This is a genomic window from Kitasatospora sp. MBT66 (assembly GCF_000710405.2).
GTDB lineage: Bacteria > Actinomycetota > Actinomycetes > Streptomycetales > Streptomycetaceae > Kitasatospora > Kitasatospora purpeofusca.
This window is the reverse complement of record NZ_JAIY01000010.1, coordinates 260375-282166: the sequence shown is the minus strand read 5'-3', so window position 1 is coordinate 282166 and position 21792 is coordinate 260375. Positions and strand designations below refer to the sequence as shown.

The window sequence follows — 21792 nt, the reverse complement described above, 5'->3', positions numbered from 1 at the left end:
GGCACCACCGGGCCCGCCCGGCCCACCCCCAAGGCCCTGCCCGCGGCCGCCGCGCCCGACCCGGCCCGGGCCGAACTCCCGCTCGACTGCGGGCCGTTCCCGGTGACCATAGCCGTCAGCTTCGCCGCCGACCTCGGCGACGGCCGGCCCGGCACCGTCGCCGCCGCGCACTGCGCGGCCGGGAACGGCACCCCGCCCGACGGCGTCTTCCTGCTCGGCCCCGGCCCCGGCGGCCGTCCCGCCGTCCTCGCCACGCTGCTCTCGGAGCGCGAGAACCTGATCGTCAGCCGGCTCGCGCTGCGTTCGGACGGCGCCATCACCGGCCACGCGCAGGGGTATTCGAGCGACGAGGTGCCGCGCTTCGCCCCCGACATCTCGCTCGACCTCACCTGGACGCACAAGGGCGGCGCCTGGGACCGCTCCCAGACCGCCGCCCCACTGGCCCTCACCTAGGCTCCGACCCGTGCGCCCGCGCCCGCTGGGCGCCGGGCCCGCGCCTACTCGGCGTCGGGTCCGAAGACCTCGACCCGGTCGTTGACCCGGCGCACGTGGATGCAGTCGCCGGGGCAGTCCTTCACCGAGTCCACCACGTCCTGAAGCAGCGTCAGCGGCACTCGCACCGTCTCGCCCGGCTGCTGGCGCAGTTCGTCGTCCTCGCCCTTCACGTAGGCGAGGCCGTCGATGTCCAGCTCGAAGACCTCCGGCGCGTACTGCGCGCAGATGCCGTCGCCGGTGCACAGGTCCTGGTCGATCCAGACTTCCAGCGGCTCCGCCGCCTCCGTCGTCCCGTTCACCGACATGTTTCGTCCGCCGTTTCTGTCCCGGGACGCCCCGTCCTGGGGCATTCCCGCCATTCGTACAACGATCGGACCTCGGGCGTCGGTCGCGATCGGATATCGACTCGATCGACGATACATCTGGTCCGCTTTGGCCCGTGCGCGGTGGGTATCCCCCTAGCAGAGGGGAAGCACGCGAGGGCGAAGATCGGACACGCCCGTTCCATCTTTCTTGATCTAGGGGTTTACGGACCCCTGGTCCCAGGTAGGGTCTGGAAGCGTCCAGCTCCCCGGAGGAGGTGAGGACCGTGGCAGCCCACGATGACGACTACAACCGCAGCACCGGCAGGCCCGCTCGTGGTTCCGACGAGGCCGCTCAGGTCTCGTACCTTGAGCAGGAAATCGCCGGACTGCGCCGCAAGCTCGCCGACTCGCCGCGCAATTCGAGAATCCTCGAAGAGCGGATCGTCGAGCTCCAGACCAACCTGGCCGGCGTGACCGCCCAGAACGAACGGCTCGCCTCCACCCTGCGCGAGGCCCGCGACCAGATCGTGGCCCTCAAGGAGGAAGTGGACCGGCTGGCACAGCCCCCGGCCGGATTCGGCGTGTTCCTCAGCTCCAACGAGGACGGCACCGCCGACATCTTCACCGGCGGCCGCAAGCTCCGCGTGAACGTCAGCCCCAACGTCGCCCTCGACGAACTGCGGCGCGGCCAGGAAGTCATGCTCAACGAGGCCCTCAACATCGTGGACGCGATGGCCTTCGAGAGCATCGGCGACCTCGTCACCCTCAAGGAGGTCCTCGAGGACGGCGAGCGGGCCCTGGTCGTCGGCCACACCGACGAGGAGCGGGTGGTGCGCCTGGCCGAACCGCTGCGCGAGATCACCCTCCGGGCGGGGGACGCCCTCCTGCTCGAACCGCGCTCCGGCTACGTCTACGAGGTCGTGCCCAAGGCCGAGGTCGAGGAGCTCGTCCTCGAAGAGGTCCCGGACATCGACTACCGCCAGATCGGCGGCCTCGCCAACCAGATCGAGCAGATCCGCGACGCGGTCGAGCTGCCCTACCTGCACGCCGACCTCTTCAAGGAGTACGAGCTGCGCCCGCCCAAGGGCGTCCTGCTCTACGGCCCGCCCGGCTGCGGCAAGACGCTGATCGCCAAGGCGGTGGCGAACTCGCTGGCCAAGAAGGTCGCCGAGGTCACCGGCCGGCCCCAGGGGAAGAGCTACTTCCTCAACATCAAGGGCCCCGAGCTGCTCAACAAGTACGTCGGCGAGACCGAGCGGCAGATCCGCCTGGTCTTCCAGCGGGCCCGCGAGAAGGCCAGCGAGGGCACCCCCGTCATCGTCTTCTTCGACGAGATGGAGTCGCTGTTCCGCACCCGCGGCTCCGGCGTCAGCTCGGACGTGGAGAACACCATCGTCCCGCAGCTGCTCGCCGAGATCGACGGCGTGGAGGGCCTGGAGAACGTCATCGTCATCGGCGCCTCGAACCGCGAGGACATGATCGACCCGGCGATCCTGCGGCCCGGCCGCCTGGACGTCAAGATCAAGATCGAGCGCCCCGACGCCGAGGCGGCCAAGGACATCTTCTCCAAGTACCTCAAGGGCTCGCTGCCCTTCCACCCGGACGACGTCAAGGAGCACGAGGGCTCGCTGGAGGCCACCGTCGCCGCCATGATCCAGTCCGTGGTGGAGCGGATGTACTCCGAGACGGAGGAGAACCGCTTCCTGGAGGTCACCTACGCCAACGGTGACAAGGAGGTCCTGTACTTCAAGGACTTCAACTCCGGGGCGATGATCCAGAACATCGTCGACCGGGCCAAGAAGATGGCCATCAAGGACTACCTCGACCACGGCCAGCGGGGCCTGCGGGTCTCCCACCTGCTCAACGCCTGCGTCGACGAGTTCAAGGAGAACGAGGACCTGCCCAACACCACCAACCCGGACGACTGGGCCCGGATCTCCGGCAAGAAGGGCGAGCGGATCGTCTTCATCCGCACCCTGGTCACCGGCAAGCAGGGCGCCGAGTCCGGCCGCTCCATCGACACTGTCGCCAACACCGGGCAGTACCTGTAACCGCTCCGGTCCGGACCTCCGGAACGCACGCACCCCGTCCGGCTGTGGCGCCTCGCGGCCCCGCAGCCGGACGGCGCGTCTCGGGGCCCGCCGGTCGGTACGGCGTTCTAGGCTCGACCCACCGTTCGCGGGCAGACGGCCCGGCGTCGGTGTTGATCAGCGGTACGTCAGCGTGTGCCGTCCGTCGGGGGCGGCGCACCGGGGCAAGGAGGGCCGCATGACCGTACGGCGCGTGATGGGCATCGAGACCGAGTACGGGATCTCCGTGCCCGGGCACCCCAACGCCAACGCCATGCTCACCTCGTCCCAGATCGTCAACGCGTACGCGGCGGCGATGCACCGGGCCCGACGGGCCCGCTGGGACTTCGAGGAGGAGAATCCGCTGCGCGACGCCCGGGGCTTCGACCTCGCGCGGGACATCGCCGACGCCAGCCAGCTGACGGACGAGGACATCGGCCTCGCCAACGTCATCCTCACCAACGGCGCGCGGTTCTACGTGGACCACGCGCACCCCGAGTACAGCTCGCCCGAGGTGACCAACCCGCGCGACGCCGTGCTCTGGGACAAGGCCGGCGAACGGATCATGGCGGCAGCCGCACAGCGCGCCCTGGAACTGCCCAACGGGCAGACCATCCACCTGTACAAGAACAACACCGACAACAAGGGCGCCTCCTACGGCACCCACGAGAACTACCTGATGAAGCGGGCGACCCCGTTCGCCGACATCGTCCGCCACCTCACCCCGTTCTTCGTCTCCCGCCAGGTGGTCACCGGCGCCGGCCGGATCGGGATCGGGCAGGACGGCTCCGCGCACGGCTTCCAGATCAGCCAGCGCGCCGACTTCTTCGAGGTCGAGGTGGGGCTGGAGACCACCCTCAAGCGCCCGATCATCAACACCAGGGACGAGCCGCACGCCGACGCCGAGAAGTACCGCCGGCTGCACGTGATCATCGGGGACGCCAACCTCTCCGAGATCTCCACCTACCTCAAGCTCGGCACCACCTCCCTGGTCCTGGCCATGATCGAGGACGCCTTCATCACCTCCGACCTGGCCGTCGACCAGCCGGTGCGCACCCTGCACCGGATCTCCCACGACCCCTCGCTGAAGCACCTGGTCACGCTGCGCAGCGGTCGCCGGCTCACCGCCGTCCAGCTCCAGCTGGAGTACTTCGAGCTGGCCCGCAAGTACGTCGAGGACCGCTTCGGCACCGACGCCGACGAGCAGACCGTGGACGTGCTGGCCCGCTGGGAGGACGTGCTCGGCCGGCTGGAGCGGGACCCGATGTCGCTCTCCCGGCAGCTGGACTGGATCGCCAAGCGGGAGCTCCTGGAGGGCTACCGCAACCGGGACGGCCTGGAGTGGGACAACTCGCGGCTCGCCCTGGTCGACCTCCAGTACAGCGACGTGCGGCCCGAGAAGGGCCTCTACAACCGCCTGGTGGCCCGCGGCCGGTTCGACCGGCTGGTGACCGAGGAGGAGGTCGTCAGGGCCGTCACCAAGCCGCCGGAGGACACCCGGGCGTACTTCCGGGGCCGCTGTCTCGAGCAGTACGCGGAGCACGTCGCGGCGGCCTCCTGGGACTCGGTGATCTTCGACCTGCCGGGCCGGGACTCGCTGCAGCGGGTCCCCACCCTGGAGCCGCTGCGCGGCACCCGCAACCACGTCAAGGCGCTGCTGGACCGCTGCCGCACGGCGGAGGACCTGCTGCGGGTGCTCTCGGGCGGGTAACTTTTCGATCACCACGGGTGAAGCCCGGGCAAATGGGAATCATCCGGGGTGACGGCGGGTGTTGGACAGGAAGTGCCACCGGCAAACCGGAAGCGGGTTGTCGCAGCTTGTGTATAGGGTCGATGCAGCAAGCAGCGACCAAACCGTGCCAGATGATCGAGCGGGGTGAGGTAAATGGCGAGCAAGGACACCGGCGGCGGCCAGCAGCGGGCGAACCGCTCCTCCGAGGAGGTCGAGGAGCAGGCCGCGGAAGCGCAGAATTCCGACGAGCTCAAGGAACGCCAGGAAAAGCTGAGCGACGACGTCGACGCGGTTCTGGACGAAATCGACGAGGTCCTGGAATCGAACGCCGAGGATTTCGTGCGGCAGTTCGTGCAAAAGGGCGGACAGTAACCGGACCGGAAACCGGCCGGGCGCCCGGTGGGCATTCCGGGAATTCACGGCCGCGACCGATGACGGCGGACGGGCGGCACGAGCCGCCCGTCCGCCCGGTCCCGGCCCGCGGGCCCGCTGGACAGTGATCGCCCGGCCGATAGGGTCGGGCAGTGCGCGCTTCAAGCTACCTGGAAGGAATCGTGTGGAAGCCAACACTCGTGGCACCGGGCGTCTACCGGCTGCCTTCCTCACCCCGGGGTCCTCGTCGTTCCTCGACTTCCTGGAGGCCCACCGGCCCGAGCTGATCCCCGGGCGGCAGCGCCTGCCCGAGGGCGTCGTCGAGGCCCCGCACGGGACGACGATCGTCGCCGCGGTCTTCGCCGGCGGCGTGGTGCTGGCCGGTGACCGCCGCGCGACGATGGGCAATGTGATCGCCCAGCGCGACATGGAGAAGGTCTTCCCCGCCGACGAGTACAGCGCGGTCGGCGTCGCCGGCACCGCCGGCCTCGCGATCGAGATGGTCCGGATGTTCCAGCTGGAGCTGGAGCACTACGAGAAGATCGAGGGCGCCGTCCTCTCCCTGGAGGGCAAGGCCAACCGGCTGACCGCCATGATCCGGGGCAACCTCGGCATGGCGATGCAGGGCCTGGCGGTCGTCCCGATGTTCGCGGGCTACGACACCGACCTGGGCCGCGGCCGGATCTTCACCTACGACGTCACCGGCGGCCGTTCCGAGGAGCGCGGCTTCGCCGCCACCGGTTCCGGCTCGGTCTTCGCCCGCGGCTCGATGAAGAAGCTCTACCGCGAGGACATGACGGCCCAGCAGGTGTCCACCATGGTCGTCCAGGCCCTCTACGACGCGGCCGACGACGACTCCGCGACCGGTGGCCCCGACCTCGCCCGCAAGATCTTCCCGATCGTGTCGCTGATCACCGAGGACGGCTTCCGCCGGCTCACCGAGGCGGAGGTCACCGAGATCGCCGTCTCCATCACCGACCAGCGCCTGACCCACCCCAACGGGCCCCAGGCCCCGCTGCTCTAGCCGTCAACCGAGAAGGAAGGGACGACCGCCGGTGTCGACACCGTTCTACGTCTCCCCCCAGCAGGCCATGGCGGACCGCGCGGAGTACGCCCGCAAGGGCATCGCGCGTGGTCGCAGCGTGGTCGTGCTCACCTACGCCGACGGCATCGTCTTCGTCGCCGAGAACACCTCCCGGGCGCTCCACAAGGTGTCCGAGATCTACGACCAGATCGCCTTCGCGGCGGTCGGCCGCTACAACGAGTTCGAGAACCTGCGCATCGGCGGCGTCCGCTACGCCGACCTGCGCGGCTACACCTACGACCGGGCCGACGTGACGGCCCGGGGCCTGGCCAACGTCTACGCCCAGACGCTCGGCACGATCTTCTCCTCGGTCGGCGAGAAGCCCTACGAGGTCGAGCTGATCGTGGCCGAGGTCGGCCGCAGCACCGAGGACGACCAGATCTACCGGCTCACCCCGGACGGCTCGGTCGTCGACGAGAAGAACTACGTGGTGGTCGGCGGGAACGCCGACTCGATCGGCAACTACCTCGGCCAGCGCCACCGGGCCGGGTTCTCGCTCACCGAGGCCGTCAAGGTGGCCGTGGACTCGCTCGCCCGCGACCCCAACGGCGGCAGCCCGCGCGCCCTCACCCCCGACCAGCTGGAGGTGGCGGTCCTCGACCGCGAGCGCTTCCAGCAGCGCAAGTTCAAGCGGATCCTGGGCGGTCAGCTCGCCCGGCTGCTCGACGGCGACCAGTCCGCCGAGACGGACGACGAGGAGAAGCCGGCGGCCACCCCGCCGGGCGACTCCGACCAGTAGTGCCTGCGGGGTCCCCGCGGCGGCCGGTGACGTCCGCCGCGGGGACCCCGGTGCCCCTGCGGCGGCCGCGACGGCGCCGCGGAGGCGGTTTCGGACAGCTCCCATCAGAGAATGGATGGCCCATGGACCGCCGAATTTTCGGGCTGGAGAACGAGTACGGCGTCACCTGTACGTTCCGCGGGCAGCGCAGGCTGTCCCCGGACGAGGTGGCCCGGTACCTCTTCCGCCGCGTAGTCTCCTGGGGCCGCAGCAGCAACGTGTTCCTGCGCAACGGTGCCCGCCTGTACCTCGACGTGGGCTCCCACCCCGAGTACGCCACCCCCGAGTGCGACGACGTCACCGAGCTGGTGACGCACGACAAGGCGGGCGAGCGCATCCTCGAGGGCCTCCTGGTGGACGCCGAGCGGCGGCTGCACGAGGAGGGCATCGCCGGGGACGTCTACCTGTTCAAGAACAACACCGACTCGGCCGGCAACTCCTACGGCTGCCACGAGAACTACCTGGTGGCCCGGCACGGCGAGTTCTCCCGGCTGGCGGACGTGCTGATCCCGTTCCTGGTGACCAGGCAGCTCATCTGCGGCGCCGGCAAGGTGCTGCAGACCCCGCGCGGCGCGGTCTACTGCGTCAGCCAGCGGGCCGAGCACATCTGGGAGGGCGTCAGCTCCGCGACCACCCGCTCCCGTCCGATCATCAACACCCGCGACGAGCCGCACGCCGACGCCGAGCGCTACCGCCGGCTGCACGTCATCGTGGGCGACTCCAACATGTCGGAGACCACCACCCTGCTCAAGGTGGGCTCCACCGACCTGGTGCTCCGGCTCATCGAGGCCGGCGTGGTCATGCGCGACCTCACCCTGGAGAACCCGATCCGGGCGATCCGCGAGGTCAGCCACGACCTCACCGGCACCCACCAGGTCCGGCTCGCCAACGGCCGGGAGGCCAGCGCCCTGGACATCCAGGAGGAGTACTTCACCAAGGCGCTGGAGTTCGCCGACCGCAAGGGCATCAACACCGGCACCATCGCCCGGGTCCTCGACCTGTGGGGCCGCACCCTGGAGGCCGTCCGCAGCGAACAGCTCGACGGGGTCGCCAACGAGATCGACTGGATCATGAAGTACAAGCTCATCGAGCGCTACCGCGAGAAGCACCAGATGAGCATGAGCAACCCCCGGATCGCCCAGATCGACCTCGCCTACCACGACATCCACCGCCGCCGCGGCCTGTTCTACCTGCTCCAGGCCAAGAACCAGGCGCAGCGGGTGACCACCGACCTCAAGACCTTCGAGGCCAAGTCGATCCCGCCGCAGACCACCCGGGCCCGGCTTCGCGGCGACTTCATCCGGCGGGCGCAGGAGCAGCGCCGCGACTTCACCGTCGACTGGGTGCACCTCAAGCTGAACGACCAGGCCCAGCGCACCGTGCTGTGCAAGGACCCGTTCCGCTCCGTCGACGAGCGGGTGGAGAAGCTCATCGCCGGCATGTGACGGTCGGCGCGCCGGTGCGGCGCCTGGTCGGCCCGGGCCTGTGCCGGGGCCCGACCGGGCGCTGTCGAGGTGCGGCGGCGGGGGAGCGGTGCCCCCGCCGATGTGATCTTCGCGGTGTCCGGTCCCGGTGGTGCCTCCCGGGACCGGACACCGTCTGCGCATACGCTGTCCGTCGAGTCCGGAGCCGGGTCCGGAGAGCCGACTTTGACCGACAGTGAGGAAAGCCGTGCGCCGCACCGCCGGGTTGCTAGTCACCCTGCCCCTGTTGCTGGCGGTGGCCTGCAGCAGTTCCACCAAGCCCGTCAGCCAGGCCACGCCCACCGCGTCGCCCAGTGCCGCGCCCACCGTGCCGGCCCCGGTGAACGAGGCCTCGCCGATGCCGACCCTGTCCGGCGGGGGCTTCGGGAGCAAGGCCACCATCACCATCCCCGAGGGCCAGCAGCCCAGCGGGCAGTTCGTGGTGAACACCGTCAGCGAGGGCGACCGCTCCACGGTCAACAAGGGCGACTGGGTGACGGTCAACTACACCGCCAAGGACTGGACCACGGGCAAGGACCTGCCCAGTTCCTACGACTCCGGCGGCAAGCCGCAGCTCTACCAGGCGGGCAGCGGGCAGCTGGTGCCGGCCTTCGACCAGAGCGTGATCGGCAAGAAGGTCGGCAGCCGGCTGCTGGTCGTCGCGCCGCCCGCCGCCGCGTTCGGCACCCAGGGCAGCACCCAGCTCGGCGTCGCCGGCGGCGACACCGTGGTGTTCGTGCTGGACATCATGGAGAGCCTGCCGCCGGACGCCGCCCTCTCCGGCACCATGACGCCGCCGCCGGCCAACCTGCCGCAGGTCAAGGACAACGGCAAGGCCGCGGTCACCATCACCGTGCCGGCCGGACAGGCCCCGCCGACCGAGCTGCAGCAGGCCGTACTGATCAAGGGCGAGGGCAAGCAGGTCAAGTCCGGGCAGACCCTGGTCGTGCAGTACACCGGGGTGCTGTGGGCCAACGGCCAGCAGTTCGACTCCTCCTGGAGCCACGGCGGGGCGCAGGCCCTGCAGATCGGCACCGGCAGCGTCATCGAGGGCTGGGACAAGGGCCTGGTCGGGCAGACCGTCGGCAGCCGGGTCGAACTCGTGGTGCCGCCGGCCCTCGGCTACAAGGACCAGGCGCAGGGCTCGGTGCCGCCGAACTCCACCCTGGTCTTCGTGATCGACATCCTGGAAGCGGTCTAGCGTCCGCCCGGAGCGCCCCGTCGGAGCCGTGCGCCGGAGCCTGCGCCCGGACCGATCGGGGCGTGGGGAATGCGGAGATCCTTCACCCGGGCTGGTTTCGGCCCCGGGGGATTCCGTACGCTTGGGCGGGCGCTCGCACACGGAAGCGCCCGCCCTCATCCTGACCTGTCATACTGCCCTCGCACTGTGGTAGGCGCCGCCGGCGTCCGGGGTCCGGACGGGCAGTGCGACAGCACCCCGGCGCCACCACGCCGGCCGTAGACCTCGAATACCTCGTGGCGAGATGGATGGGGAGTCATGTCTGAGAAAGAGTCGAGCCCGGGCGGGTCCGGCACCGCGCACGGTAACTCCGTCGGAGACCCGGCCGACTCGCGGCCCGGCGGCCCGCTCCCGGGCGACGGCGAGTCGATCATCGTCCCCCCGGCGATCCTGCGGCAGCAGGCCGGCTGGGGCGGCACCGACGAGGCGCCGCGGACGGGAGGGACCAAGACCGACGACGTCCCGCAGATCTTCGCGTCCACCGTCCGCCGCCAGGACGGCTCCGAGGCCGGGTACGACGAGAACCCCGGCAACGTGGGCCGCCTCGGTGTGATCCTCGGCACCGTCCTCGGCGTCCTGCTCATCGGCAGCGCCGTCACCCTGTACCTGGTGAACAAGGACGGCTCCTCCGACGACAGCACCGCCGCCAAGCCGGACACCGCCAAGTCCGCCCCGGCCACGCCGAGCGCCGAGCCCGTCCCGCCGATCAAGGACAGCGCCAAGGTGCTGCCGACCGTCACCGGCGACTTCGGCAAGAAGGCCACCATCGAGGTGCCGCCCGCCGACCAGGCCGACGGCAGCTTCGTGGTCAAGGTCCTCTCCGAGGGCAACGGCCCCAAGGTCGAGAAGAACTCCTGGACCTCGGTCGACTACACCGGCAAGGACTGGAACACCGGCAAGGACATCCCGTCCTCGTACGACGACAAGGGCAAGCCGCAGATCTTCCAGGCCGGCACCGACGCCCTCATCCCGGCGCTCGACCAGGCCGTCGTCGGCAAGAAGGCCGGTTCCCGGCTGCTCGTGGTCGCCCCGCCGGCCGCCGCCTTCGGCGCCCAGGGCAACCCCAGTATGTCGATCGGCGCGAAGGACAACCTGGTCTTCGTCATCGACATCCGCAACAGCAACGCCCCCGACGCCGTGGTCAGCGGCACCGTGACCCCGCCGCCCGCGGACTTCCCGCAGGTCAAGGACAACGGCAAGAAGCCCGCCGACATCACCCCGGTGCCCGGCGCCGCCGACCCGACCGAGCTCAAGAGCCACGTCCTGATCAAGGGCGAGGGCCGCAAGGTCGAGAAGGGCGAGAAGATCCTCGTCCAGTACACCGGCGCGCTGTACAAGGACGGCAAGGTCTTCGACTCCTCGCTCAGCAAGGGCCAGGCCTTCTCCTTCCCGCTCGGCGGCGGCCAGGTCATCGCCGGCTGGGACCAGGGCCTGGAGGGCCAGACCATCGGCAGCCGCGTCGAGCTGGTCATCCCGGCCTCCCTCGGCTACAAGGACCAGGCCCAGGGCGACATCCCGGCCAACTCCACGCTGGTCTTCGTCGTCGACATCCTCGACGCCGGTCAGGGCTGATCCACTTTCGGGTGACAATGGTGTGCGTGTGACCTCCGGGTCCGGCCGCGTGGCCGGACCCGGACGGGCGGCGGGCGCCCGTACCGTGGTCCGGAAAACGGACCGTGGTGCGGGCGCCCGCCGCTTGGTCATGGACCGAACCAACCGTGAAACGAGGCATCAAGTGAGCAAGCCTGAGATCGACTTCCCGGTCGGCGACGCGCCGACCGAGCTGAAGGTCCGCGACATCGTGGTCGGCACCGGCGAGGAGGCCAAGCCCGGCCAGGTCGTCGAGGTCCACTACGTCGGCGTGACCTTCGCGACGGGCGAGGAGTTCGACGCGAGCTGGAACCGCGGCTCGACCTTCAAGTTCCCGCTCGGCGGCGGCCGCGTCATCAAGGGCTGGGACCAGGGCGTCGTCGGCATGAAGGTCGGCGGCCGCCGCGAGCTGGTCATCCCGCCGCACCTGGCCTACGGCAACCAGTCGCCGACCCCGGCCATCCCGGCCGGCTCGACCCTGATCTTCGTGGTCGACCTGATCGGCGTCTGAGCACGCTGACCGATCGGCGTCCGAGCACGCCGACCACCAGGGCCGCACCCCGTCCGCGGGGTGCGGCCCCGGTCGTTCCCCGGCTCGGCTTTTGCACCGCGTACCGCTACCGGTACGGTCGGTCCCGCCGGGTCCACGACGCCCCGGCGGGCACACCCCGCGCGCGGCGCGGCACACCGGAAGGGTCAGCGATGGCGATCGCCAAGGCAGAGCGGCTGATGAATCTCGCCCTGTGCCTGATGAACACCAGACGTCCGCTCTCCAAGAAGGAGCTGCGGGAATCCATCGAGGCCTACCGCGAAGCCTGGCAGCACAGCAGCGAGGAAGCCTTCAACCGGATGTTCGAGCGGGACAAGGACGACCTGCGCGAACTCGGACTGGTCATCGACGTCGACGAGAACGCCCTCGACGGCGAACTCGGCTACCTCGCCCGCGCCGACCGCAACCGCCTGCCGGAGATCGCCCTCGACGCCGAGGAAGCCGCCGCGCTCACCCTCGCCGCCCGCGTCTGGCAGCAGGCCAAGATGTCCGGCGCCGCCAGCGGCGCCCTCCAGAAGCTGCGCGCCGCCGGCGTCCCGTTCACCGAGACCGAGGGCCGACCCGCCCTCGAACCGCGCATCCCCGCCCGCGAGGCCGCGTTCGAACCGCTGCTCACCGCCGCCCGCGACCGCCGCCCGGTCACCTTCGAGTACCGCAAGGCCGGCGCCGCCGCCGCCCAGCAGCGCAGCGTCGAGCCCTGGGCCCTGGAGTGCTGGCGCGGCCACTGGTACCTGGCCGGCTGGGACCGCGACCGCGAGGACGCCCGGGTGTTCCGGCTCGGCCGGATCACCGGCAAGGTCCGCGCCCGCTCCGGCGCCTTCCTCGGCGCCGTGCCCGAGCACGTCGACGTCCGCGCCACCGTCGCCGAGTTCGCCGGCGAGGGCGCCACCGCCACCGCCGTCGTCCGGGTCCGCCGCGGCGCCGGCTTCCCGCTGCGCACCAAGGCGCTCGGCACCCGCCGGATCGACGACACCTGGGACGAGCTCGACATCCCCTTCGGCAACGGGCTCGGCGCCGACCTCGCCGAGTTCGGGCCCGACGTGCTCGTCGTCGGACCCGAGGAACTGCGGGCGGACGTCGTCGACCGGCTGCGCGCGGTGGCCGGCGCCGGTGCGACCGGCACAGCGGTGACCGGCGCGGGCGCGGCGGGCACCGCCGGGGTGGACAGGACCGAGACCGAGGACGTGCGGGCATGAGCAACGCGATCGACCAGACCCGGCGGATGCTCTCGCTGGTCACCTACCTGCGCGAGCGCCCCGGCGCCGAGGTCGCCGAGGTCGCCCGCGCCTTCGGCATCAGCGAGCGCGAACTCATCGCCGACCTCAACGTGCTCCCGATGTGCGGCACCAGCTTCCGCGGCGGCGACCTGCTCGACATCGACACCGACGGCGAGCGGATCTGGTGGCACAACGTCGACGACGTCGCCCAGCCGCTGCGCCTCGCCGCCGACGAGGCGACCGCACTGCTGGTCGCCGCCCGCGCCGTGGCCGGCCTGCCCGGCCTGCGGGCCGGCGACCGCGAGGCCCTCACCCGGGCCGTCGCCAAGATCGAGAACGCGGCGGGGGAGAGCGCCGAGGGCAGCGCCCGGGTCGGCGTCACCTTCGAGGCCGAGAGCCACGTCTTCGCCGACATCGACCGCGCCCTCAGCGAGGGCCGCCGGCTCTGGCTGCGCTACTACTCGCACGGGCGCGGCGGCATGACCGAGCGCGAGGTCGACCCGATCCGGCTGCTCACCGAGGGCCACACCTACCTCGAGGCCTGGTGCCGGACCTCCGAGGACCACCGGATGTTCCGGCTCGACCGGGTCGCCGAGATCAAGGTCCTGGACGTCCCCGCCGACCCGCCCAAGCGCGAGCCGCGCGACCTCTCCGGCGGACTGGTCAACCCCTCCGCCGACGACCCCGAGGTCGTCGTCGAGGTCTCCTCCGGCGGGCGCTGGGTCGCCGAGTACTACACCCACGACCACGCCGAGGAACTGCCCGACGGCGGACTGCGGATCACCCTGCGCAGCGCCGACCCCTCGCAGCTGCGCCCGCTGGCCCTGCGGCTCGGCCGGGACGGGCGGATCGTCTCCCCGCCCGCGCTGGTCGAGCAGGCGCGGGCCGCGGCGCTGGAGGCGCTCGCCCACTACGGTGACGGGCTGGTCTGAGCCGTGGAGCCCGGTACCAGATTCAAGGTGTACTGCTCCGAGTGCCGGGAGAAGGTGGAGGTGCCCGCCGAGGGCTTCCGCCTGACCTTCGGCCGGACGGCGGACCGGACGCACTACAGCTTCTCCTGCCCGCTGTGCGGGGCGGCGGTGCGCAAGCCGGCCGGGGAGAAGATCGTCGCGGCGCTGACCGAGGCCGGGGTGCGGACGATGCGGCTGGTGCCGGCCGAGCAGTGAACCGGGGGCGGGTCCCGGGCCGTGCGCGCCGGTGTCCCGACCGCGTGCGCCGGATTCGGGCGGCGCACGCCCGGGTTCGGGCGGCGCGCTCCGGGGCGGGGGCGGGCCGATAGGGTGGGGCCATGCCCTGGATGCCCGTCGCCGCAGTCCTCCTCGTCACCGCCGGCCTGCTGGTGCTCGGCGTCCTCGCGGTCCGGCTCTGGCTGGACGTGCGGGCGCTGGCCAAGGGAGTGGACACCGCCTCCCGGGCACTGGCCGAGGCGGCCGAGGACCTCGCGGCCTCGGCGGCGGCCCGGCCCTGAGCCCGGGTCCGCGGACGCGGGGGGCTGCTGCTCGCGCGTAGGGGCGCGTTACGCTCTCAGATGGCCCCTGAGAACGAACGGGGGGCCGCTGTCCTGTTCGGGCGGCCGTCGTCACGGTGTCATCCGCAGCGGTTACCATCCCCGCAGCGAGCGGCCCGGTCGGTGCCGCCGAAACTGAAGGTGGTCGAGCATGCGGGTCTCGTTCACCGCGATCCTGGTGGTCGCGGTCATTGCCATTGTGCTCTTCGGTGCCAAGCGGCTGCCGGACCTGGCGCGCTCGCTCGGCCAGTCGGCCCGGATCCTCAAGAGTGAGGCCAAGGCGATGCGCACCGACGGCTCCGCCGACACCCCGGCCGCGCCCGCCCCGGCGGCGGCCGAGGGCGTCGCCGCGAAGACCATCCAGTCCGCCCCGGGTGCCTCCGCGAGCGCCCGCCCGGTGAGCGAGCAGCCGACCGGCCAGTCCGCGGGGCAGTCCGCCGGACCGTCCGCGAGCCAGTCCGCCCCGGAGGGCGGGGCGCGCTGAGCGCGCGGCACACGCCACCACTGGGGGCCCGTCGACCGGCGGGCCCCGACGCACAAGTTGAGGACCGGGGTTGAGCAAGCTCACGAAGGCGCCGAAGACGGCCAAGGATCCCGAGGGGCGGATGGCCCTCGCCGACCACCTGCGGGAACTGCGGAACCGCGTGGTCAAGTCGGTGCTGGCGATCGTGCTGTTCACGATCGTCGCGCTGATCTTCCACAAGCAGATCGAGACACTGCTGCTCAAGCCGCTGCCGCAGTGCACCCCGGACACCATCGCGTCCACCAAGGGCCGGTGCGCCCAGGTCTCGACCATCGGTCTGACCGCGGGCTTCAACTGGATGCTCAAGGTCGCCCTGACCGCGGGTGTGGTCGCGACCGTCCCGGTCTGGCTGTACCAGCTGTGGGCCTTCGTGGCGCCCGGTCTGCACAAGCACGAGCGCAAGTACACCGTCATCTTCATGGCCTGCGGCGCGCCGCTGTTCCTGGCCGGTGTGACGCTGGCGATCCTGCTGCTGCCGCTGACCGTCGAGGTCCTGATCTCGTTCACCCCGAACGAGACCGTGCCGATCCTGCCGCCCGCGGACTACTTCGACATCGCCACCCGGCTGGTGATGGTGTTCGGCCTGGCCTTCGAGTTCCCGCTGCTGCTGGTCATGCTGAACCTGGTCGGCGTCGTCACCGGCAAGCGGCTGCTCGGCTGGTGGCGCGGCATGGTGATGGGCATCACCGTGTTCGCGGCCTTCGCGACGCCGAGTGCCGACCCGCTGAGCATGCTGGCGCTGGCCGCGCCGATCTGGGGCCTGTACTTCATCGCGGTCGGTGTGGCGATGCTGAACGACCGGCGCCGGGCCCGGCGCAACCCGGACCTCGCGCTGGACGACGAGGAGGCCTCGCACGTGGACCTGTCGGTGGCGCCGGTCGCCGGGGCCGAGGCGATCGAGGCCTCCGCCAAGCCGAGCGCCTCCGGCCATGTGCCGGCCGCGCGGACCGAGCAGATGGACGACATCACCTGATCCGTCGCGGGTGATCCCGCCGAGCCCCGGTCCGCCGTTTTGCGGTGGACCGGGGCTTTTTGGTGCGACTCGCCCGTTCGTACCCCTGGCCGTCTTGGCAGGTTCGATGGCATGTGACATATTACTGCCGTGTCCCACTCACAGAGACTCCCGGATGTCGTGGTGATCGGAGCCGGCGTCGTCGGCGCCGCCTGCGCGTACTACGCCGCGCGGGCCGGACTCGCCGTCGACGTCGTCGACCGCGGCCCGGTCGCCGGCGGCACCACCGGCGCCGGCGAGGGAAACCTGCTCGTCTCCGACAAGGAGCCCGGTCCCGAACTCGACCTCGCCCTGTACTCCGGCGGGCTCTGGCGCGAACTCGCCGCCGAGTTCGGTGCCGCCGTCGAGTACGAGGACAAGGGCGGCCTGGTGGTCGCCGGTACGCCCGAACGGCAGGAGGCGCTGCGCGCCTTCGCGGCCGGGCAGGCCGGCTCCGGCGTCCTCGCCGAGGAGATCCCCGGCGAGCGGCTCCACGAACTGGAGCCGCACCTCGCCCCGGGGCTGGCCGGAGGATTCCACTACCCCCAGGACTCCCAGGTCCAGCCCGCCCTGGCCGCCGCCCACCTGCTGCGTGCCGCGCGCCGCGCGGGTGCCCGGCTGTTCACCGGCGAGGCCGTCCGGGCGCTGCGGATCGGTGCCGACGGTGCCGTCCGCGGGGTCGAGACCGAGCGACGGCGGCTGGACACGGCCGCCGTGGTCAACGCCGCCGGCACCTGGGGCGGCGAGCTGGCCGCGCTGGCCGGCGTCGGGCTGCCGGTGCTGCCGCGGCGCGGGTTCGTCCTGGTGACCGAGCCGCTGCCGAGGATCGTCCGGCACAAGGTGTACGCCGCCGACTACGTCGCCGATGTGGCCAGCGGCTCCGCCGCCCTGCAGACCTCGGCCGTGGTCGAGGGGACGCCGGGCGGGCCGGTGCTGATCGGCGCCAGCCGCGAGCGGGTCGGCTTCGACCGCACCCTCTCGGTCGAGGTGCTGCACCGGCTGGCGGCCCAGGCGGCCGCGCTCTTCCCGGTGCTCGCCGGGGTGAACGTGATGCGCGCCTACCGGGGCTTCCGTCCGTACCTCCCGGACCACCTGCCCGCGATCGGCGCCGACCCCCGGGTGCCCGGTCTGTACCACGCCTGCGGCCACGAGGGCGCCGGCATCGGGCTGGCCCCGGGCACCGGGGCGCTGATCGCCCAGCAGCTCACCGGCAAGGACCCGGAACGCGACCTCGCGCCCTTCCGGCCCGACCGCTTCCCGGCGGCGGAGGCCGCGGCCTGAGGGGGGTGCCGTGCACTTTGCAAAGTGTGCGAGGACTTTGCAAAGTGCACTTTGCAAAGTGCACGGCCACCCGCAGGACGGAGACGGACGCCCCGGAGGGCCGCGTACCCGACGGGACGTGCACCCGAAGAGACGTGCACCCGAAGGGACGCGTGCCGGTAGGGCCGCGTACCGGCAGGCCTGTGGGCCCCTCGGGCCCCTGGGTCCGTCGGTGCCCCCTCGACAACCCCACGATCGGCTCGTGAGCTGAACGGAGAACCCCCACCCATGCGCCGTACCCGCACCCCCGCGGAGCTGGTCCGGGCCGAGCCCGGGCCCGCCCACACCATCGACTTCGACGGTCGGCCCGTGCCCGCGCTGCCCGGGCAGACGATCGCCGCCGCCCTCTGGGCCGACGGCGTGCTCGCCTGGCGCACCACCCGGGTCGGCGGGAAGCCGCGCGGGGCGTTCTGCGGCATCGGCGCCTGCTTCGACTGCCTGGCCACCGTCGACGGGCGGCCCAACCAGCGCACCTGCCTGCTGCCGGCCGAGCCCGGCACCACCGTCACCACCCAGGAGGGCCACGGCCGTGCCGACCTCGAAGTCTGAGCCCGCGCAGTCCCCCGGAGCCCACGGCTCCGGCGGCCCGTTCCACGACCTCGCGGTGATCGGCGCCGGCCCCGGCGGCCTGGCCGCCGCCGTGACGGCCGCCGACCTCGGCCTGCGCTGCGTCCTGGTCGACGCCGGCCGGAGCACCGGCGGGCAGTTCTACCGCCACCCCGCGCCCGGCCTCGGCGCCGCCCGCCCCGACCGGCTGCACCACGGTTGGTCCGTCTACACCGGTCTCTCCGACCGGCTCGCCGCCCACCGCGCGGCCGGCCGGGTCGAGCTGCTCACCGGCCACCAGGTCTGGGCGCTGGAGCGGGCCGGGGACGGCGACTGGCGGCTGCACGCCACCACCGGTCCCGACGCCGAGGACCGGACCACCGTCCGCGCCGCCGCCGTCCTGCTCGCCACCGGCGCGTACGAGCGGCAGCTGCCCTTCCCCGGCTGGACCCTGCCCGGGGTGGTCACCGCGGGCGGCGCGCAGGCCATGCTCAAGGCCGGTCTGGTGCTGCCCGGCCGGCGGATCGTGGTGGCGGGCAGCGGCCCGCTGCTGCTCGCGGCGGCCTCCTCCCTGGTCACGGCCGGCGCCGAGGTGCCGGCCGTGGTGGAGGCCACCGCGTACCTGGGGTACGCCCGGCGCCCCGGCGTGCTGGCCGCTGTCCCGGCCAAGCTGGTCGAGGGCGCCGGGCACGGTTCGGCCCTGCTGCGCCACGGCGTCCGGCTGCGGCCGCGCAGCGCGGTGGTCGAGGCGCACGGCACCGACCGGGTCACCGCCGTCACGGTGGCCCGGTTGGACGCCCAGTGGCGCCCGGTGCCCGGCAGTGAGCGGCGGATCGCCTGCGACGCGCTCGCCGTCGGCCACGGTCTGGTCCCGCAGATCGAGCTGGCCACCGAGCTGGGCGCGGCCACCAGGACCACCCCCGACGGAACGGCCGCGCTCAAGGTCGACGCCCGCCTGCGGACCACCGTGCCCGGGCTCTGGGCGGCGGGCGAGGCCTGCGGTGTCGGCGGTGCGGACCTCGCGATCGCCGAGGGCGAGCTGGCCGCGCACGCGGTCGCGGACCGGCCGGTCCGTGCGGCGCTGCTGCGCCGGCGCTCCCGGCTGCGGGCCTTCGCCGAGCTGATGGCCGCCGCCCACCGGCCCGGGCCGGGCTGGACCGAATGGCTGCGGGAGGACACCGACGTCTGCCGCTGCGAGGAGGTCCCGGCCGGGCGGATCAAGGAGGCGGTGGACGAGCTGGGCGCGGGCGACGCGCGCACCGTCAAGCTGCTGACCAGGGCCGGGATGGGCTGGTGCCAGGGCCGGATGTGCGGTCCGGCGGTGGCCTGCCTGGCGGGCGGCGCCGACGGGGCCGAGGTCCGGCCGGACAGCCGGCCGTTCTCCTGCCCCGTTCCGCTCGGGCAACTCGCGGCCGAGCGGGACGACCTGGACGGCCCGGACGACCGGGGCTACCGGGCCGACCAGGACCACCAGGACCACCAGGACGACCGGCAGGACCGGTAGCACCGGCCGGATCGGACGGACCGGCCGCTCCCGTCGGCCGGTCGGTCCGAATCCGACCGAAAACGCCCGGTGGTGGCTCTTGTCTCCACCGCGCGCCTTCTAATAAAATGTCACACCTCACCAAGGAGTCATCCGTGTCCCAGATCTCGCACGACACCACCCGGCCCTGGCGCGGCATCATGGTCGCCACCACGCTCCCGCTGCGCCCGGACCTCTCCGTCGACTACGACGCGTACGCCGACCACGTCCGCTGGCTGATCGAGTCGGGCTGCGACGGTGTCGTCCCCAACGGCTCGCTCGGCGAGTACCAGACCCTGACCGCCGAGGAGCGCGCCAAGGTCGTCGAGGTCGCGGTCGAGGCCGCCGGCGACGGCTCCCGCGTGATGCCGGGTGTCGCCGCCTACGGCAGCGCCGAGTCGCGCCGCTGGGCCGAGCAGGCCGCCGAGGCCGGCGCCGGCTCCGTGCTGCTGCTGCCGCCGAACGCCTACCGGGCCGACCACGACGCCGTCCGCGGCCACTACGCCGAGGTCGCCAAGGCCGGCGTGCCGATCGTCGCCTACAACAACCCGATCGACACCAAGGTCGACCTGGTCCCGACGCTGCTCGCCCAGCTGCACGCCGAGGGCTCGATCGTCGCGGTCAAGGAGTTCAGCGGCGACGTCCGCCGGGCGTACGAGATCGCGGAGCTGGCCCCGGGCCTGGACCTGCTGATCGGCGCCGACGACGTGCTGCTGGAGCTGGCCCTGGCCGGCGCCGTCGGCTGGATCGCCGGCTACCCGAACGCGCTGCCGGAGGCGAGCGCCGCGCTGTACAAGGCGGCCATCGCGCACGACCTGAACACCGCGCTGCCGCTGTACAAGGCGCTGCACTCGCTGCTGCGCTGGGACTCCAAGACCGAGTTCGTCCAGGCGATCAAGCTCTCCATGGACATCGCCGGCCGCCCCGGCGGTCCGACCCGCGCGCCGCGCCTGCCGCTGACGCCGGAGATCGAGGCCGCCGTCCGCGCGGCCACCGAGAAGGCGCTGGCCGAGGGCCTCGCCTGATCCGGAGCCCGATCCGAACCGGACTTCCGGTTCCGAGTGTCCGGGACGGCCGGCTGCGGGGGCAGCCGGCCTCCGGACCACCTTCCGGCCCCGCCGGTCCGCCCCCGTCCGGACCGTCCCGGCCTCGATGAGAAGCCAGCCATCTCCCCACCCACGGAGCGTCAGCTGATGCGCAGCCGTCACGTCTTCCACGCCGTCGACTCGCACACCGAGGGCATGCCCACCCGGGTCATCACCGGTGGGTTCGGTGTCATTCCCGGTGCCACCATGGCCGAGCGCCGGACGCACTTCCAGGAGCACCTGGACCACTTCCGGACCCTGCTGATGTACGAGCCCCGGGGCCACGCCGCGATGAGCGGCGCGATCCTGCAGCCGCCGACCCGGCCGGACGCCGACTTCGGCGTGCTCTACATCGAGGTCTCCGGCCTGCTGCCGATGTGCGGCCACGGCACCATCGGCGTGGCCACCGTGCTGGTCGAGACCGGCATGGTCCCGGTCGTCGAACCGGTGACCACCGTCCGGCTGGACACCCCGGCGGGCCTGGTGATCGCGGACGTCGCGGTCGAGAACGGTGCCGCCACGGCGGTCACCATCCGCAACGTGCCGTCCTACTCGGAGGCGCTGGACCGCAAGATCGACGTCCCGGGCTACGGCACGGTGAGCTACGACCTGGCGTACGGGGGCAACTTCTACGCGATCCTGCCGCTCGCCGAGTTCGGCCTGCCGTTCGAGCGGGAGCGCAAGCAGGACATCCTGGACGCGGGCCTCGCCCTGATGGACGCCATCAACGCGAGCCCGGACCGGCCGGTGCACCCGGAGAACCCGTCCATCCACAGCTGCCACCACGTGCAGCTGCTGGCCCCCGGCTCGACCGCCGAGCACTCCCGGCACGCGATGGCGATCCACCCCGGCTGGTTCGACCGCTCGCCCTGCGGCACCGGCACCTCGGCCCGGATGGCCCAGCTGCACGCGCGCGGCGAGCTGCCGCTGGACCGGGACTTCCGCAACGACTCCTTCATCGGGACCACCTTCGTCGGGCGGCTGGTGGAGGAGACCGAGGTGGGCGGCCGGCCGGCCGTCGTGCCGACCGTCACCGGGCGGGCCTGGATCACCGGCACCGCCCAGTACTTCCTCGACCCCAGCGACCCGTTCCCGGCCGGCTTCCTGCTCTGACCCGGCCTGCTCCGACCCGGCCTGCTCCGCCCCGGCCCGCTGTTCCGGCTCGGCCTCCCGCTCCGCGCGGAGGTCCCGCCCCGGCCCCGCGGCCGGCCGGCCCCCCGTCCCGGGGCCGGCCGTCCGCCGCGGGGCCCACCGACCGACCGACCCGCTCCGAAAACCCGTCGAACCCCCCGAAGGGCTGCCTGCAGTGACGATCCGTTCGTACAACCCCGCCGACCCCGCGGACCTCGTCGCCGAGGCGCCCGCCCCCGGTGCCGAGGCCGTCCTGGCCACCGTCGCCCGCG

The 21792-nt window shown here is 72.3% G+C and carries 21 protein-coding genes and 1 pseudogene; 21 read left to right on the top strand and 1 reads right to left on the bottom strand.

Going from position 1 to position 21792, the window contains the following annotated elements; translation table 11 throughout:
• Positions 1–453: hypothetical protein (locus tag BI06_RS25895; RefSeq protein WP_051741850.1), on the top strand; the 453-nt coding region annotated here is incomplete at its 5' end.
• A gap of 44 nt (positions 454–497) precedes the next feature.
• Here BI06_RS25895 and BI06_RS25890 read toward each other — a convergent pair.
• Positions 498–794: a ferredoxin gene (locus tag BI06_RS25890; RefSeq protein WP_369826229.1), complete on the bottom strand. Its 297-nt coding sequence runs from the start codon at positions 792–794 to the stop codon at positions 498–500.
• A gap of 290 nt (positions 795–1084) precedes the next feature.
• Between BI06_RS25890 and arc the strand changes: the two genes are divergently transcribed.
• The 20 genes and pseudogenes from arc (at position 1085) to BI06_RS25790 (ending at position 21502) form a co-directional block, all read left to right on the top strand.
• Complete coding sequence (arc, locus tag BI06_RS25885) at positions 1085–2851, top strand: proteasome ATPase (protein ID WP_030395904.1); 1767 nt, start codon at positions 1085–1087, stop codon at positions 2849–2851.
• Between the two features lie 217 nt (positions 2852–3068).
• Positions 3069–4580 (top strand): depupylase/deamidase Dop, encoded by a 1512-nt coding sequence (gene dop, locus BI06_RS25880; RefSeq protein WP_030395905.1) that lies wholly within the window; start codon positions 3069–3071, stop codon positions 4578–4580.
• 174 nt (positions 4581–4754) lie between these two features.
• Complete coding sequence (locus tag BI06_RS25875) at positions 4755–4973, top strand: ubiquitin-like protein Pup (RefSeq protein WP_030299936.1); 219 nt, start codon at positions 4755–4757, stop codon at positions 4971–4973.
• A 184-nt stretch (positions 4974–5157) separates the two neighbouring features.
• A complete protein-coding gene (gene prcB / locus BI06_RS25870) occupies positions 5158–5997 on the top strand; it encodes a proteasome subunit beta (RefSeq protein ID WP_030395906.1) in 840 nt (279 codons plus the stop codon).
• A 31-nt stretch (positions 5998–6028) separates the two neighbouring features.
• On the top strand, positions 6029–6796 hold the full coding sequence (gene prcA, locus BI06_RS25865; protein ID WP_030395907.1) for a proteasome subunit alpha: 768 nt from the start codon (positions 6029–6031) through the stop codon (positions 6794–6796).
• A 122-nt stretch (positions 6797–6918) separates the two neighbouring features.
• Positions 6919–8280: a Pup--protein ligase gene (pafA, locus tag BI06_RS25860; RefSeq protein WP_030395908.1), complete on the top strand. Its 1362-nt coding sequence runs from the start codon at positions 6919–6921 to the stop codon at positions 8278–8280.
• Between the two features lie 226 nt (positions 8281–8506).
• Positions 8507–9499: an FKBP-type peptidyl-prolyl cis-trans isomerase gene (locus tag BI06_RS25855; RefSeq protein WP_043471957.1), complete on the top strand. Its 993-nt coding sequence runs from the start codon at positions 8507–8509 to the stop codon at positions 9497–9499.
• Positions 9500–9796: 297 nt separating this feature from the next.
• Positions 9797–11110, top strand: coding sequence for an FKBP-type peptidyl-prolyl cis-trans isomerase (locus BI06_RS25850; protein ID WP_051741848.1), 1314 nt, complete (start codon positions 9797–9799; stop codon positions 11108–11110).
• A gap of 130 nt (positions 11111–11240) precedes the next feature.
• Entirely contained in the window at positions 11241–11639 is a 399-nt protein-coding gene (locus tag BI06_RS25845; protein ID WP_030395911.1) for an FKBP-type peptidyl-prolyl cis-trans isomerase, read from the top strand.
• Between the two features lie 191 nt (positions 11640–11830).
• Positions 11831–12781 (top strand): annotated as a pseudogene (locus BI06_RS25840) (helix-turn-helix transcriptional regulator); the annotation flags it as partial.
• A gap of 89 nt (positions 12782–12870) precedes the next feature.
• Positions 12871–13827 (top strand): YafY family protein, encoded by a 957-nt coding sequence (locus BI06_RS25835; protein WP_030395913.1) that lies wholly within the window; start codon positions 12871–12873, stop codon positions 13825–13827.
• Between the two features lie 27 nt (positions 13828–13854).
• Entirely contained in the window at positions 13855–14061 is a 207-nt protein-coding gene (locus BI06_RS25830; RefSeq protein WP_231977872.1) for a hypothetical protein, read from the top strand.
• A 122-nt stretch (positions 14062–14183) separates the two neighbouring features.
• Positions 14184–14363 carry a hypothetical protein gene (locus BI06_RS25825; protein ID WP_043471954.1) on the top strand — a complete coding sequence of 60 codons (180 nt, stop codon included), beginning with the start codon at positions 14184–14186 and terminating at the stop codon, positions 14361–14363.
• 190 nt (positions 14364–14553) lie between these two features.
• On the top strand, positions 14554–14886 hold the full coding sequence (gene tatA / locus BI06_RS25820; protein ID WP_051741846.1) for a Sec-independent protein translocase subunit TatA: 333 nt from the start codon (positions 14554–14556) through the stop codon (positions 14884–14886).
• Positions 14887–15007: 121 nt separating this feature from the next.
• Entirely contained in the window at positions 15008–15898 is an 891-nt protein-coding gene (gene tatC / locus BI06_RS25815) for a twin-arginine translocase subunit TatC (RefSeq protein ID WP_082558768.1), read from the top strand.
• A gap of 129 nt (positions 15899–16027) precedes the next feature.
• Entirely contained in the window at positions 16028–17197 is a 1170-nt protein-coding gene (locus BI06_RS25810) for an FAD-binding oxidoreductase (RefSeq protein WP_082558681.1), read from the top strand.
• 267 nt (positions 17198–17464) lie between these two features.
• Positions 17465–17785, top strand: coding sequence for a (2Fe-2S)-binding protein (locus BI06_RS25805; RefSeq protein ID WP_030395919.1), 321 nt, complete (start codon positions 17465–17467; stop codon positions 17783–17785).
• Complete coding sequence (locus BI06_RS25800) at positions 17766–19286, top strand: NAD(P)/FAD-dependent oxidoreductase (protein WP_082558680.1); 1521 nt, start codon at positions 17766–17768, stop codon at positions 19284–19286. The genes BI06_RS25805 and BI06_RS25800 overlap by 20 nt, the downstream gene beginning before the upstream one ends.
• Positions 19287–19465: 179 nt before the next feature.
• Positions 19466–20329, top strand: coding sequence for a dihydrodipicolinate synthase family protein (locus tag BI06_RS25795; RefSeq protein ID WP_369826255.1), 864 nt, complete (start codon positions 19466–19468; stop codon positions 20327–20329).
• Positions 20330–20497: 168 nt separating this feature from the next.
• Complete coding sequence (locus BI06_RS25790) at positions 20498–21502, top strand: proline racemase family protein (protein ID WP_030395922.1); 1005 nt, start codon at positions 20498–20500, stop codon at positions 21500–21502.
• The last annotated feature ends 290 nt before the right edge of the window (positions 21503–21792 follow it).

Excerpts from the sequence above, each read along its gene's own strand:
- dop (WP_030395905.1), top strand. The coding sequence starts at position 3,069 with ATGACCGTACGGCGCGTGATGGGCATCGAGACCGAGTACGGGATCTCC.
- BI06_RS25875 (WP_030299936.1), top strand. The coding sequence starts at position 4,755 with ATGGCGAGCAAGGACACCGGCGGCGGCCAGCAGCGGGCGAACCGCTCC.
- pafA (WP_030395908.1), top strand. The coding sequence starts at position 6,919 with ATGGACCGCCGAATTTTCGGGCTGGAGAACGAGTACGGCGTCACCTGT.
- BI06_RS25850 (WP_051741848.1), top strand. The coding sequence starts at position 9,797 with ATGTCTGAGAAAGAGTCGAGCCCGGGCGGGTCCGGCACCGCGCACGGT.
- BI06_RS25845 (WP_030395911.1), top strand. The coding sequence starts at position 11,241 with ATGGACCGAACCAACCGTGAAACGAGGCATCAAGTGAGCAAGCCTGAG.
- BI06_RS25835 (WP_030395913.1), top strand. The coding sequence starts at position 12,871 with ATGAGCAACGCGATCGACCAGACCCGGCGGATGCTCTCGCTGGTCACC.
- BI06_RS25825 (WP_043471954.1), top strand. The coding sequence starts at position 14,184 with ATGCCCTGGATGCCCGTCGCCGCAGTCCTCCTCGTCACCGCCGGCCTG.
- tatA (WP_051741846.1), top strand. The coding sequence starts at position 14,554 with ATGCGGGTCTCGTTCACCGCGATCCTGGTGGTCGCGGTCATTGCCATT.
- tatC (WP_082558768.1), top strand. The coding sequence starts at position 15,008 with ATGGCCCTCGCCGACCACCTGCGGGAACTGCGGAACCGCGTGGTCAAG.
- BI06_RS25805 (WP_030395919.1), top strand. The coding sequence starts at position 17,465 with ATGCGCCGTACCCGCACCCCCGCGGAGCTGGTCCGGGCCGAGCCCGGG.
- BI06_RS25795 (WP_369826255.1), top strand. The coding sequence starts at position 19,466 with ATGGTCGCCACCACGCTCCCGCTGCGCCCGGACCTCTCCGTCGACTAC.
- BI06_RS25790 (WP_030395922.1), top strand. The coding sequence starts at position 20,498 with ATGCGCAGCCGTCACGTCTTCCACGCCGTCGACTCGCACACCGAGGGC.